Source organism: Butyricicoccus sp. AM32-19, from assembly GCF_003480365.1.
In the GTDB taxonomy this organism is placed as follows: Bacteria; Bacillota; Clostridia; order Oscillospirales; family Butyricicoccaceae; genus Agathobaculum; species Agathobaculum butyriciproducens.
This window is the reverse complement of sequence record NZ_QUIX01000010.1, coordinates 14,713-28,393: the sequence shown is the minus strand read 5'-3', so window position 1 is coordinate 28,393 and position 13,681 is coordinate 14,713. Positions and strand designations below refer to the sequence as shown.

Sequence of the window (13,681 nt, the reverse complement as noted above, 5' to 3'; positions counted from 1 at the left end):
GAAAGTTCGAGAGCGGTTTATTTTTATTCTACGCGGAGCTTTTCTACTTCGGCTTCGTTCGGCGTGACATACGCGGTCTGGTACACATGGTAGATGACCATGCCCGGCTTCGCGCCTGCGGGCTTTTTCACCTGACGGACGGGCGTGTAGTCCACCGGAACCAGTGAGGACGAACGGCCGCGCGAATGGTACGCTGCGATCATGGCAGCCTCGGTCATGGCCTCGTCAGTCGGCTCCCTGCCGTCCGTCACGAGGATAACGTGCGAGCCGTGAATCTTCTGCGTGTGGAACCAGATATCGCTCTTGAACGCAGTTTTGAGTGTCAAAAGATCGTTCTGCAGGTTGTTTTTGCCTGCAAATACATCAAATCCGTCGCTCGTGCGATAATGGAACGGCTTGGCCTGCACCGGCTTGCCGCGCAGCTTCCTGTTGCGCGTCTGCTTGGCAGAGAGCACACCGGACTGCGTGAGCTCCTCGCGCAGCTGTGCAAGATCACGCTCGTTTTCGGCTTCGCTGAGAGCAGCGAGAACACTTTCCAGATAATCCAGCTCGGCTGTGCCCTGCTCGATCTGCTGTGTGAGCACTTCCTCGGCGGTCTTGGCCTTGTTGTACAGCTTGAAATATTTCTGTGCGTTCTGCTGCGGCGTCAGCCGCACATCTAACGTAATTTCAACCTCCGGACAGTTTTCAGCGTAGTAATCGACCACTTTCGCCTTGTTCATGCCCTTTTCCAGCTGGTACAGGTTCGCGGTGATGAGTTCACCGGTGCGCTTGTACTGCTCACGGTTGTGTGTAGCCGCGAGTTCCTTTTTCTGCGCCGCCAGCTTGCGGGCCACGCGGTCGCGGGCATTTGTGACGGTCTTGTGCAGGTCGCCGGTGCGGCGCTGCATTCGCTCAGCCTTACCCTTTTTCTCAAAGAAGGCTGCAAGCAGCGCACTGAAGCTGTCCGCCTGCGTGACATTCATCAGACCCTCGTACTGCGTCACCGGAAGGAAGGTGAAGTCGAACACCGCACCGTCCTCGACCTTGGTCAGCAGGAAAGGCTTGGCTCGGTTATCCTCGACATACGACATGAAATCGTCGTACACCTTGCCGAGCTGCTGACGGTTCTCATCCGTCATGCGTGCGATCGGCTTGGCTGCGTCACCGGTCGCGCGGAAGGACAGTTCACGGCAGAGCAGCGGCGAAAAACCCAGAAGCTGACTGAGCAGCCAGCGGTCGAGCGTCTGCCCTTCTTCCGCCTGCGATGCGGCGGCGGCAAGTCCCGTGCCGGAAACCGTGAACGGGTCGTGCTTGTCCTGTGCGGGCGGCATGCGGTAAAACAGACCGGGCAGAACCTGCCGCTTGCCGGACAGGTCGCCGTCTACACGGCGCAGAGCGTCAATAATGCGGTTGTCCTCGCCGCACAGGATGACGTTAGAGTGCTTGCCCATCAGCTCGCAGATGAGGTGCTTTTTGCAGGGTACACCCATTTCATCCGTCGTATCCAGTTCGATGGTGAGCATACGCTCGACCGCCGGCTGGCTCACTGCCGCAATCTTTGCGCCCTGCACATGCTTGCGCAGCAGCATGCAGAACATCGGCGGCGCCGCCGGATTCTCTCGAGCCGCGTCAATAAAATGCACGCGCGGCGCACCTGCCGCGATCGACAGCAGCAGTCGGCGTGGGCCTCCCTGACCGCCGCGTGTCTGCAGCACGATTTCATCGCGGTCCGGCTGATAGACCTTCTCTACACGACAGCCTGCCAGTACGTTATTGAGTTCATTTGTCACTGCCCGCAGGCAGATCGCATCTAATGGCATATCAATTCTTCCTTAAACAAATTGGATACAGTCCGCGTGCCGCTCGGAAACCTCGGTGAGCACCTGCGGGAATGCGGCTGTGATTTTATCGGCGAACACGGCCGCGACCGGATTTTCGGTCGGGAAGTGTCCTGCATCCACCAGAGACAGACCGATGGCCTGCGCACGCTGCATGAGATCGTAGCTGCAGTCGCCGATGACGAACGCCTGTGCGCCGCCTGCGACTGCATAGTCCATCAGCTTGCCGCAGGCACCGCCGCCGACCGCTACGCGCGTGATCGGCTTGCCGCCGTCACAGAAGCGCACACCGCCCGCACGCAGGCATTCCTTGACATAGAGTGCAAATTCGCGCGGCTGCATTTCGCGCGGCAGATCGCCCACACGACCGAGCATGCCGTTCTCGCCGGCCTCCATGCTCACCACATTGGTGAGGAACAGCGCGGATGCGAGCGCGTCATTGACACCGCCCTCCGCACAGTCTGCGTTAGTATGCATGCAGATAATAGAAATATCGTGCTTGATTGCGTAACGCAGCACTCGGCCGGTCGTATCGTCCGATGTCACACGGCTGACCGAAGTGAAGATCGCCGGATGGTGTGCAACAACAAGCTGCGCACCACGCTCAGCCGCTTCCTGCACGACCGTTTCTGTCACATCGAGCGCACAAAGCACGCTCGTGACCTCCTGCACACGATCGCCGCACAGCAGGCCGACATTGTCCCAGCTTTCCGCCAGCTCGTAGGGAGCAAGACCCTCCATAAATGTCAAAATATCCTGAACTGTCGTCATTTCAGTTCCTCCCTTGCAGATTGGATGCACTGCACCAGCGCACGCTGGTACGCGAGACGCTTGTTCTCCGATGTACCCTGTTCCATGCCGTCCAGTGCCTTTTTCTCCCGCAGATAGAGCTGCTCAAGGTAATCGGCAGCGCCTTCTGCACGCAGCAAGGCCGGAGAAACCGCACATTCGCTCAGCGGTATTTCCCGCTTCGGTGCACCGCCGCGTACGCTGAGAACGACGTAACGCCGTCTGTCCTCGCGGCACAGCGTTTCATGCTCGATGGCGTAGCCGTGCGCGTACAGCCACCGGCGCAGCTCGGCAATCATGGTCATCGGTTGGAGCAGCAGCAGGTGGTCACCTTGGGCGGTCCACGGTGCGGCAGTCAAAATCTCTGAGATGGTCTGGCCGCCCATGCCTGCGATCGTTACGGTGTCGCATTCCTCCGCCCGCACGGCCTCCAGTCCCGGCGCAAGCCGCAGAGACAGGGATGCGTTATGCTCTTTCGCATTGCGCTCCGCATGTGCCAGCGGTCCTGAACGGATATCCGAGCCGATAGCCGATGCAATATGCCCATCCAGCAGCAGTGAGATCGGCAGCTTGCCGTGATCCGTTCCGATATCCGCCAATCGAGCATTTTGCGGCACCAGAGCCGCCATACAGGCCAGCCGCGGTGTTAAAATCATACTTTCCATGTAAAACTCCAAAAAAACAGAGCCGGCAAACAATGCCAGCTCTAATTTTCTTACTCACTCGACTTATTCGCCCAGAAAAGCGTTGAGCTTGGCAACCAGTTCATCTGCATTGGTGCCGTGTACCATGCAGGCCTCCTCGATGCTCTCGCCCTGAGATGCCGGGCAGCCGAGGCAGTGCATGCCGATTTCCATAAAGAAACGAGCGGTCTCGATGTTCATATTCAGAACCTCACCAATGGTGGACTTCTTCGTAATAGCAGCCATGATAGTAACCTCCTGTTGCTTTTTGTTTGTTTATAGTATACCGCAAAAATCCGTACTATTCAAGTAGTAAATAGTATTCCCTGTGAAATCGGTCGGAAAACTGCGTAAAGCAGACAAATCATGTATTCACCGAGAAGTTCCCGCTGTGCGAATCATCTCCGGCTGCTGCGGAACTGCTTCATCCGGATTTTCGAGCAATGGCTGCATGAGGCTCCGGAGCACGCAAATCCGATGATACCCATACAAAAACAGAGCGTTTCACTGCTGTGAAGCGCTCTGTTTTCATTTTTTATTCCTGCAACGAAAAAGCCGGCGCCTGCACAGCGGCAACCCGTTACCCTTTCTCCAATCTTCACACTGATAGCACTTCTCTATTTTCCTACCACAAGAATACTGGAAGGACTGCCGGATTTTCCACGCGATGTGCCAGATACCGCCCGAGACGGATGCCAAGCAGCCTCAGCACGAGCAAATACAGTATGATAGCTGACACGAGTGCTGCCGCGAGGGCGGTCACGGGGTTATCAAACCGGCAGACAAATGTCTGCGCGAAAAAGCGAGTCCACAGGTAAACCGCAGTGCCGCAGAGCAGCGGCACGCCGAACCGCCGGAAGGGTTTCAGGCGGAACGCTGTTCGCCGGTGCAGGATGGCAAGGTTGACCGCAGCGGCGCTCGCTCCGGTCAAAAACATGGCAAGCAGGTAGCCGTAAATGCCGAGCGTTGGCCTTGCGCACCAGCGGTACAGCAGCGCAAGCTGGCACAGCTCCGCAGAGATGGCGGTTGCCACGTTCCACCTTTGCAGACCGAGCGCATTGAGCAGGCTGCCGGTCGCCATCTGGTAGTAGGCCGCCACGGCTGCCGCGCCGAGCAGCGCGGCGTAGCCGCCGGTGAGCGGCTGGCGAAAAAACAGCTCGCTCAGCTGCGGTGCCAGCGGCACGAGAACAGCAGTTGCCGGTATGCCGATGAGACCCACAGTCGTAACGGCACGGCCGGTCAAAACACGCACGCGTGCCTGCTCACCGACTGCCTGCGCTGCCGTGACGGCGGGCAGCAGCGCCGTGCAGACCGAGCTGACGAACGCGACCGGAAACAGCAGCAGCGGCATGGCCATGCCCGAGATCACGCCGAGCGCGGACAGCGCCTGCTCATAGTCCAGACCGGCCGCCATCAGCCTTTGCGGCAGCAAAACGGAGCCTGCCGAGCCAAGCATATTCCCGATCAGCGCCGAGGCCGATAATGGCGCGGCAATGCCGAAAAAATGACCGTAAAGTTCCTTATCCGGTCTTGTGAAGCGAATATGCCGCATATTTCGTCGGAACAGCCGCGTGAGGAAAAGTGCGCTGAACACTTCGCTGCAAACCATGCCCGCGAAGATGAGCATGGCGATTCTGCCATAGTCGCCGCTGCCATATTCGTACAGCAGAAAGCTGACCGCGAATATGCGGATAAGCTGCTCCCCGACCTCGGAGCAGGCCGTGTACTGCACCTTTTCCAGTCCGATAAACAGCGATTTAAAAATATTTTCCACGCCAGTGAGTGCGAGACACAGCAGCATGTACGGAAACGCGCGCGCACAGCGTCCGTCACCGAGCAGATTTGCCGCGATACTGCCGCCGCACAGCAGCACCACCGCTGTGCAGGCCGCACTCAGCGCAAAAAAGGCGCGGAACGCCAGCCGCAAAACCGCGCCTAAGCGATGGCTCTCCCCTCTTGCTTCGCACGCCGCGCTCAGCCGCGAACACGCTGTTGTCACGCCGGACAGACAGCCTGCATTCAATACTAAATACACCGAATTGACCAGCCTATACACGCCCAGACCTTCCGCACCCGCAAAGCGGCTGAGCACCACGCGATAGACAAATCCGAGCACCTGCAGCAGCACATTTCCGCACGCGAGCACGCCTGCCGCGTATAAAATCGTTCCTTTTCTGACCCGCACAGCATGACCCCATTTCACGAAATTCTATGCGGATTTCGGATGGAATATGCGTACAAAAACTCCCGCAGCAAACCGCCTGCTCTGTCCACGAGAATGCTTCTTTTCCGCAGTTTTCTCATCAAAAAAATCCCTGCACAGAATTCTCACTCTGTACAGGGATTTCTTACTTGCGTTTGCGCTTAGGCTTCTCCTCGATGCCGGTGGACACAATATAATTCTGCCGGAACTTATTCGGCGGCATGCCGACGTTTTTGGTAAACTGCAGATTGAAATAGCTCTGCGTGTCATATCCCACCATCTCCGCGATACGCGTGATGGACAGGTCGGTCGTGATCAGCAGCGTCTGTGCTTCACCGATGCGGCGGCGCAGCAGATACTGCACGGGCGAATACCCGCTCATCTGCTTGAAAACATGCGATAAGTAATACGGACTGATGTGCAGCGCCTCACCCATGCTCTGCAGCGTGATCGGCTCCATATAATGCTTGTCAATATATTCCTTAATCCGTCTGCCGAGAATGTGCGGCTCCTCCAGCGGCTTTTCCGACTCCGCGTGAGAACCGGCGGTGACCGTCAGCACCGACATCAGCAGCGCGTGCATCAGCGAACTGCAGAACAACTCAGCATTCGGCTCGCCTGCCGACAGGGTGCGGAACATCATTTCAAACAGGCAGTGCAGATCAGCGAAATACTTGCCGGTCGGGAATACATAGCCCGCATCATCCGGAATGAGTGCGTTCTCGCGCAGACCGGGCATATGCAGCCCGCCGACGGCAATGCAGTAGCTGCCGACCTCCATATCCGGACCGGAAACCTCGTCGTGCACCACGCCTGCGTTGTATACGAGCAGATCACCCGGCTTGATGATGACTTTTTTATCGTGAATCAGGTATTCGCTTGAACCGCTGCAAATAAGAATCAGCTCGACAAAATCCTCATGCGCATGCATGACACGCGGATGTGCACTGGCATCCGGTCGGATTTCACTGACGTAAAGCAGCTTCGGCTGATTCTCCCCCTCAAAAATTGATTTAACTTCCTTCTCTACAAAGCACTGTACGTTCAGGCTTGCCTTCGGCATAGTTTTTTGCAGCTCCTCTCTTTCTCCGACGGTGATTTTACTCTTATAAAAGTATAGCACACGGGTCCGTTGTGCGCTAGCACATATTTGCTTTTGCAGACCGCCGTATATCGTGCTTTTTTGCGGTCGGGCTGAGAATAATTATAGATTCTTGCTATTTGCAGATTCTTGTTTTTTGTTCTCGCTTATTTATAGTATAGCATATCCGACCGAGAATCTTCCGTATGTTTCTCTGCGGTTTTTTAGCTTTCACAAACCTGCCGATTCGCCGGTCTCCGACCGCCAAAAAGCAGGATTTATAAAAACAAGCGCACAGCCTCAAACCCGCTCCGAAAAAATACTGTGCATTTTTACCGCCGCTTTTACCTCTAATATATTATATATATGGGCTTTTCGGGTGTCCGAAAAAAAGTTTCCGTTTTTTGAATCAAGCCAAGAATCTAAAAGAAACCGTTCGCCATATCTGCTAAACTATAAGCACAAAGAGAAGAAAGAATCTCACAGCTCAGTTGTGAGATACAACAAGAATGAAAGGACGAAGCATTATGTTAGATCCCAAAAAGGTTAAAATCGGTATCGCGCCTATTGCATGGACCGAGGACGACATGCCGGAGATGGGTGCTGAAAACAGCTTCCTGCAGACGATCAGTGAAATCGCTCTGACCGGTTATGTTGGCACCGAGATCGGCTGCCAGTTCCCGCGTGATCCGGCGATTCTGAATAAGGAGTTTGGCCGCCGCGGTATTTCCGCCATCACCGGCTGGATCAGCACCTACTTAAATGAACTGCCGATGTGGCAGAACGAGCGTGCGTTCGTTGACCACATGAACTTCCTGAAGTCGATCGGCGCTACGATTATCAACACATCCGATCAGTCGTTCTCCATTCAGCATCAGTGGAACACTCCGCTTTCCAACAAGAAGGTGCTGAACGACGATGAGTGGGAGGTACTGACCAAGGGTCTGGATCACCTCGGCAAGATCGCTTATGACAGCGGCATGAAGATCGTGTACCATCATCACATGACGACTACCGTGCAGAAGACCGACGAAATCGACCGTATGCTCGCTATGACCGACCCGAAGTACGTCAGCATGATTTACGATACCGGTCATCTCACCTTCTCCGGCGAGGACCCGATCGAAATTCTCAAGAAGCACCACGACCGCATCGGTCATGTCCATCTCAAAAATGTCCGCAAGCCTGCAATGGACAAGTGCTACGCTGAGAACAAGAGCTTCCTCCGTTCGATTCCGGAAGGCGTGTTCACCGTTCCCGGCGATCCGGAAGGCTGCGTAGACTTCCCGACCGTATTCAAGCTGCTCGACGAGTACAACTACGAGGGCTGGCTGGTCGTAGAGGCTGAGCAGGATCCGGCTATCGCAAATCCGCTCGAGTACGCCCGCATGGCCCGCGCCTACGTCAAGGAGCACACCGGACTGTGAGTTAACCCATTATTTTTAATAAAAAGAGCAAGAAAAGATCACAAAGGAGGGTATTACTATGAAAAAACTGAAGATTGGTATCATCGGTGTAGGCCGTCTGGGTTACGAGCACGCCTGCAACATTGCAAACCGCGTTCCGGGCTCCGAGCTGGTAGCTATCGCAGACGCAAACTTCGACCGCGCAAAGCAGGTCGCTGAAGAACTGGGCGTAACCGCCGTTTACAACGACCCGAAGGATCTGTGCGCTGACCCGAACGTTGAGGCCGTTGCCATCATCACCAACACCGCTTCTCACGTTGAGATGATCAAGATTGCGATGGATGCCGGCAAGCACGTTTTCTGCGAAAAGCCGCTGGCTGACACGGTTGAAAAGTGCAAGGAGGCCGAGGCCATCATCGCCGCTCACCCGGAGCTGACCTTTATGCTGGGCTTCATGCGCCGCTATGACCACTCCTATCAGGTAGCTAAGAAGAAGATGGAGAACGGCGACATCGGTGATGTTATTCTGGTTCGCTGCTACTCGCAGGACCCGATCTCCATCATCGAGGGCACCCTCGAGTACGCTCCGCGCTCCGGCGGTCAGTTCATCGATATGTCCATTCACGACTTCGACCTGATTCGCTGGCTGACCGGCTCCGAGGTCAAGGAGCTGTGGGCTACCGGCGGCTGCTATGAGTTCAAGCAGTACAAGGACTGGGACGACGGCGACAACGTTTCCGGCCTGATGAAGATGGAAAACGATGCTATGGCATTCTTCTTTGCCGGTCGTGCAGCAGCTCACGGCTCTCATGTTGAGACCGAAATCGTTGGTACCCGCGGCACCCTGCGTATCGCATCCGTTCCGACCGACTCTCTCGTAGAGGTTATGAGCCAGCATGGCGTATGCCGCGAGTGCTATCAGGACTTCATCACCCGTTGGCACGATGCATACATCACTGAGATTGAGGAATTCTGCGACTGCGTAGCAACCGGCCGCAAGGCAACTCCGGGCGTTATCGACGGCACCCAGTCCACCAAGATCGCCTTCCGCTGCAAGGAGTCCTTCCTGACCGACAAGAAGCTGACCCTCGAATAATCGTTCTCGAAACCGCATTCTTATTCCACATTCAATTTATTCTCTCTTATTTATATTCAAGTCTCCAAACAGAATACAAATACAGCCTAATTCAAAAAGAAACCCGGGAATCCTTCGATTCCCGGGTTTCGCTGTTTATTCCACCGCCAGCACGCTGCGGATCGTGCGGCACACGCCGTCCTCATCATTGGACGGACAAACATGCTTTGCGACCTTCTTGAGCCGCTCATGTGCATTCGCCATCGCGTAGGACTCGCCCACCGAGCGCAGAAGCTCCACATCGTTCAGATAATCGCCGAACGCCATGCACTGCGCGGATGTGATGTGCAGATTATCGCACATAACGCCCACGGCCACGCCCTTGCTCAGCCCCAGACGCATCAAATCCACCCAGTCCGCGCCGGAGAGCGCTACCTGCAGCTTATCGTCGAACATCTGCCGATAGTACGGCAGCACGTTGGTTTCCGCCGCATTTTTGCAGAAAAGCGCCACCTTGCACACCGGCTCCTGCTGCACGGCTTCAAGCAGATCAGGCACCTTTTTGCGACGTGCGTAGTACATCGCCATGTTCTCCACGAACACCGGATCGTCGTCCTCGTAGGCTGCGCCGTCCCGCATGGACGCGATTGCGTGCACATTCGGCAGACCGCGCGCCAGCTCCACAGCCGCGCACACCAGCTGCTGCGGCATGGCCTCGAACGACACGATTTTGCGTCCGTCGCACACCATGCCGCCGTTTTCGCTGATGTACATCAGCTCGTCCGCTATCTCACCGAACTGCTCGTACAGGTTGTAATACTGCCGTCCGGATGCAGGTGCGAAGCGTACACCAATCTTTTTCAGTGTGCGCACCAGCGGAAAAAAGCCCTTGGGCAGCTGCTTGCGGCTGGACAGCAGCGTGCCGTCCATATCTGCGGCGATCAGTTTGATCGACATGGTTTACCGTTCCTTTCCGGCGGTCTCCTCCGCCTCGAGCGTATGTTCTTCCTCGACAAACATGACTGCAAAGACCAGACTCAGCGGGATACAGGTCAGCAGCAGCGCTTTTTCGCCAATTCTCGCGGTCGTCAGTGCGCCAATCGCACCGCCGAGGATAAAAAACAGGATGATTGCGTAATAGTTGCGCGTTTTGCGGATCGCATTCCGGTCGCCGGTCTGTGCCCAGATCACAAGCTGCTCTGTGCCCGAACGCAGGTTGCCTGTACACATCGTGGTTGCAAATGCGCTGCCGCGCACCTTGCGGAACGACTCGACCTGCATCGCGCAGATGAACGAGATCATAATGTTGACCGTGGTATTCAGCGTCTGCGGCATAAAAGCCGCTGCGGTCAGCAGCGCGATCTCGACCAGCACGACAATCTGTCTCCAGTGAATGTTGATGTCGCTCTGGCGTTTTTTGTACCGCCGCTTGACAATCTCCGCCGCCACAACGCCCAGTGCGAACGCCAGAATCGGCAGGAAATATTCGGCTGCCCGCAGCCAGTTGCCCTCGGCAATATTCGCGCCGAATAGGACAATATTGCCGGTCTGCGCGTTAGCAAACACCTTGCCGCGGCAGAGATAGGTATATGCGTCAAAAAAACCGCCGGCCATAGCCAGCAGTGCGCCCAACAGCAGCGATTCCGACATCTGCCCGTGCGCTCGTTTCATGGAAATTCCCCCATTTCACTTCAGCAGAGAACTTTTTTGTCTTCCAGCGGCTATTATAGCACAAAAAATCCCCCGATTCAATCAAATCGAGGGATTTATATTCGGTCAATATGCCGAATTATTCAGTGATACTGATACAATTCCTCTGCCGGAAATTGTATCATTTGCTCTCCGCGATGCGAATACGGTTTACCGCCTTTTTCAGCTTGCCTTGTGCGATATCCATTTCACGGTCGCCGGCCTTTTTCTGCAGAATCGCTTTCGCACGGTCTGCGGCCTCACGGGCACGGGCAACGTCGATTTCGTCGGCCCACTCGCAGGTACGCGCCAGCACGACCGTCTGCTCTGCCGAAACATCCACAAAACCACCCGAAACCGCCGCTACACGGCGTTCGCCGTTCCGGATAATGGTCAGACCGCCGACGCCGAGCGCCGCAACATACGGCACATGGTTCGGCAGGATGCCGACATCGCCCTGTGAGGTGCGAACCACGATACGGTCCACTTCACCGTCGAAAAACTGCTTATCGACCGTGAGCACCTTGAGATGAAAGGTAGCCATATTATGCCCCCTTCTTAGCCTTCTCCACTACCTCGTCGATCGTGCCGGCAAACAGGAACGCCGACTCAGGCAGATCGTCATGCTTGCCCTCAAGAATCTCCTTGAAGCCGCGGATGGTCTCAGCGACCGACACATACTTGCCCGCCATACCGGTAAACTGCTCTGCAACGTGGAACGGCTGCGAGAGGAAGTTCTGGATCTTACGGGCACGCGCTACGGTCAGCTTGTCCTCGTCGGACAGCTCATCCATACCGAGGATGGCGATGATATCCTGCAGATCCTTGTACTTCTGCAGAATGGACTGCACCGCACGGGCAACCTCGTAATGCTCCTTGCCGACAACGTCCGCCGACAGGATACGCGAGGACGAATCCAGCGGATCAACCGCCGGGTAAATACCCATGGATGCGATATCACGCGACAGAACGACCTTTGCATCCAGATGCGAGAACGTGGTAGCCGGAGCCGGGTCGGTCAGGTCATCGGCAGGCACATAAACAGCCTGTACGGACGTGATCGAGCCCTTCTTCGTCGAGGTGATTCGCTCCTGCAGCGCGCCCATCTCGGTTGCCAGCGTCGGCTGATAGCCTACGGCAGACGGCATACGGCCGAGCAACGCGGAAACCTCCGAACCGGCCTGCGTGAAGCGGAAGATGTTGTCGATGAACAACAGCACATCCTGACCCTCGACATCGCGGAAATACTCCGCCATGGTCAGACCGGAAAGTGCAACGCGCATACGCGCTCCGGGCGGCTCGTTCATCTGGCCGTAAACCAGCGCAGTCTTGTTGATAACGCCGGATTCCTGCATCTCGTTGTACAGGTCGTTGCCCTCACGGGTACGCTCGCCGACACCGGTGAATACCGAAATACCGCCGTGCTGCTTTGCGATGTTGTTGATCAGCTCCATGATGATAACGGTCTTGCCGACGCCTGCGCCGCCGAACAGACCGATCTTGCCGCCCTTGGCGAACGGCGCGATCAGGTCAACGACCTTGATGCCGGTTTCGAGGATCTCGGTCGTGGACTGCTGCTCCTCGTAGGACGGTGCCGGACGATGGATCGGCCAGCGCTCCTCGCCCTCGACCGCCGGCTTGTTGTCCACCGGCTGACCGAGCAGGTTGAAGATACGTCCGAGGTTCTTGTCGCCTACCGGCACCGTGATCGGGCTGCCGGTATCGACTGCCTTCATGCCGCGCACCAAGCCGTCGGTGGATTCCATTGCGATGCAGCGCACGGTATCCTGACCGATGTGCTGCGCAACCTCGACCGTGATGATCTGACCGTGGTTGTCGATCGTAATAGCATTCAGCAGCTTCGGAAGCGCGTCAGCGGCAAATTTAATGTCAAGCACCGGTCCGGTGATCTGGACAACGGTGCCAATATTCTGCTCACTCATTGGCAAAACTCCCTTAATTCAGTGAGGAGTTAGGAGTGTGGAGTTTCCCTTTGGTGTATCGAGTCTGCTGCGAATAAAGCATACCGCAGCACTCCTACCTCCTAACTTATTTTAAGCTCCTACCTCGCCCGAGCCGGCCACGATCTCTGTAATTTCCTGTGTGATCGCTGCCTGACGCGCACGGTTGTAGGACAGATTCAGATTTTCGATCATCTCGCCCGCGTTATCCGACGCAGCCTCCATTGCCATGCGGCGCGCCGACTGCTCGGAGCAGTAGCTTTCCACTACCGCGCCGTACAGCACGCCGTACAGGTACTCCGGAATGACTGCATCAAACACGCTCTCCGGCGAGGGATCGTATTCGGTCAGAACATGAGCGCCTGCCGGCTGCTTGTCTGCCGCATCAAAGTGCGCGGGCAGCAGCTTGAGGCACTTCGGCTCCTGCTGCAGAGGGGAGATAAACTCCGTGTAGCACAGGAAAACCTCATCCACCTTGCCCTCGCGGAACAGCTTCAGCATGTCCTCCACGATGGGATGCGTATCACTGATGCGCATGGTCTCGGCAATGCCGGGATAGTCCGCCGCCACCGTTACCGGACGCTTTGCGTAATGCTCCTGCGCCTTTTTGCCGATGGTGATGACCTGTGCCTGCTTGCCCTGCATCTCGGCAGCGGCGAGCTTGAACAGGTTGGCGTTGTAGCCGCCTGCCAGTCCGCGGTCGCCCGCGATGACGATGTACAGGCTGTTCTTGACCTCACGCGGTCTGGTATAAACCGATTCGCTGCCGCGCGTTGCACCTGCCAGATGCGTAATCGTCTGGTACAGGGCGTTGAAGTACGGTCTTGCGCCGAGCGCACGCTCCTTCGCGTGGCGCATCTTGGAGGACGCGACCAGCTCCATCGCCTTGGTGATCTGCATGGTGGACTGCACCGATTTGATACGGCGCTTGATGTCCTTCATATTTCCGGAAGCCATTTTCAGTCCCTCCCTTT

The 13,681-nt window shown here is 56.3% G+C and carries 13 protein-coding genes; 2 read left to right on the top strand and 11 right to left on the bottom strand.

Annotated features, from left to right (window positions below):
* Nucleotides 1–23: 23 nt before the first annotated feature.
* The 6 genes from DW806_RS09440 to DW806_RS09415 all read right to left on the bottom strand — a co-directional run bounded on the left by DW806_RS09440 (nucleotide 24) and on the right by DW806_RS09415 (nucleotide 6,558).
* Nucleotides 24–1,802: an Rqc2 family fibronectin-binding protein gene (locus DW806_RS09440; protein WP_118729782.1), complete on the bottom strand. Its 1,779-nt coding sequence runs from the start codon at nucleotides 1,800–1,802 to the stop codon at nucleotides 24–26.
* A gap of 12 nt (nucleotides 1,803–1,814) precedes the next feature.
* Nucleotides 1,815–2,591 (bottom strand): Nif3-like dinuclear metal center hexameric protein, encoded by a 777-nt coding sequence (locus DW806_RS09435; RefSeq protein WP_118729781.1) that lies wholly within the window; start codon nucleotides 2,589–2,591, stop codon nucleotides 1,815–1,817.
* Nucleotides 2,588–3,274, bottom strand: coding sequence for a tRNA (adenine(22)-N(1))-methyltransferase (locus DW806_RS09430; RefSeq protein ID WP_118729780.1), 687 nt, complete (start codon nucleotides 3,272–3,274; stop codon nucleotides 2,588–2,590). The genes DW806_RS09435 and DW806_RS09430 overlap by 4 nt, the downstream gene beginning before the upstream one ends.
* A 63-nt stretch (nucleotides 3,275–3,337) precedes the next feature.
* Nucleotides 3,338–3,538: a DUF1858 domain-containing protein gene (locus tag DW806_RS09425; protein ID WP_110436676.1), complete on the bottom strand. Its 201-nt coding sequence runs from the start codon at nucleotides 3,536–3,538 to the stop codon at nucleotides 3,338–3,340.
* Between the two features lie 379 nt (nucleotides 3,539–3,917).
* Nucleotides 3,918–5,477, bottom strand: coding sequence for an oligosaccharide flippase family protein (locus DW806_RS09420; RefSeq protein WP_158578339.1), 1,560 nt, complete (start codon nucleotides 5,475–5,477; stop codon nucleotides 3,918–3,920).
* A 163-nt stretch (nucleotides 5,478–5,640) separates the two neighbouring features.
* On the bottom strand, nucleotides 5,641–6,558 hold the full coding sequence (locus DW806_RS09415; RefSeq protein ID WP_118729778.1) for a helix-turn-helix transcriptional regulator: 918 nt from the start codon (nucleotides 6,556–6,558) through the stop codon (nucleotides 5,641–5,643).
* Nucleotides 6,559–7,103: 545 nt separating this feature from the next.
* Between DW806_RS09415 and iolE the strand changes: the two genes are divergently transcribed.
* Both iolE and DW806_RS09405 read left to right on the top strand, forming a co-directional pair.
* Nucleotides 7,104–8,003 (top strand): myo-inosose-2 dehydratase, encoded by a 900-nt coding sequence (iolE, locus tag DW806_RS09410; RefSeq protein WP_110436673.1) that lies wholly within the window; start codon nucleotides 7,104–7,106, stop codon nucleotides 8,001–8,003.
* Between the two features lie 58 nt (nucleotides 8,004–8,061).
* The gene (locus DW806_RS09405; RefSeq protein WP_116705252.1) at nucleotides 8,062–9,078 is read left to right on the top strand and encodes a Gfo/Idh/MocA family oxidoreductase; all 1,017 of its coding nucleotides are present in this window, start codon (nucleotides 8,062–8,064) and stop codon (nucleotides 9,076–9,078) included.
* 135 nt (nucleotides 9,079–9,213) lie between these two features.
* On the opposite strand, the gene DW806_RS09400 is transcribed toward DW806_RS09405, so the two are convergent.
* The 5 genes from DW806_RS09400 to atpG form a co-directional block, all read right to left on the bottom strand.
* Entirely contained in the window at nucleotides 9,214–10,014 is an 801-nt protein-coding gene (locus tag DW806_RS09400; protein WP_118729777.1) for a Cof-type HAD-IIB family hydrolase, read from the bottom strand.
* A gap of 3 nt (nucleotides 10,015–10,017) precedes the next feature.
* A complete protein-coding gene (locus tag DW806_RS09395; RefSeq protein WP_118729776.1) occupies nucleotides 10,018–10,728 on the bottom strand; it encodes a YoaK family protein in 711 nt (236 codons plus the stop codon).
* Between the two features lie 160 nt (nucleotides 10,729–10,888).
* Nucleotides 10,889–11,290, bottom strand: coding sequence for an ATP synthase F1 subunit epsilon (gene atpC, locus DW806_RS09390; RefSeq protein ID WP_110436669.1), 402 nt, complete (start codon nucleotides 11,288–11,290; stop codon nucleotides 10,889–10,891).
* 1 nt (nucleotide 11,291) lies between these two features.
* Nucleotides 11,292–12,689: a F0F1 ATP synthase subunit beta gene (gene atpD, locus DW806_RS09385; RefSeq protein WP_118729775.1), complete on the bottom strand. Its 1,398-nt coding sequence runs from the start codon at nucleotides 12,687–12,689 to the stop codon at nucleotides 11,292–11,294.
* Nucleotides 12,690–12,800: 111 nt separating this feature from the next.
* Nucleotides 12,801–13,664: an ATP synthase F1 subunit gamma gene (gene atpG / locus DW806_RS09380; protein WP_118729774.1), complete on the bottom strand. Its 864-nt coding sequence runs from the start codon at nucleotides 13,662–13,664 to the stop codon at nucleotides 12,801–12,803.
* Nucleotides 13,665–13,681: the final 17 nt, after the last annotated feature.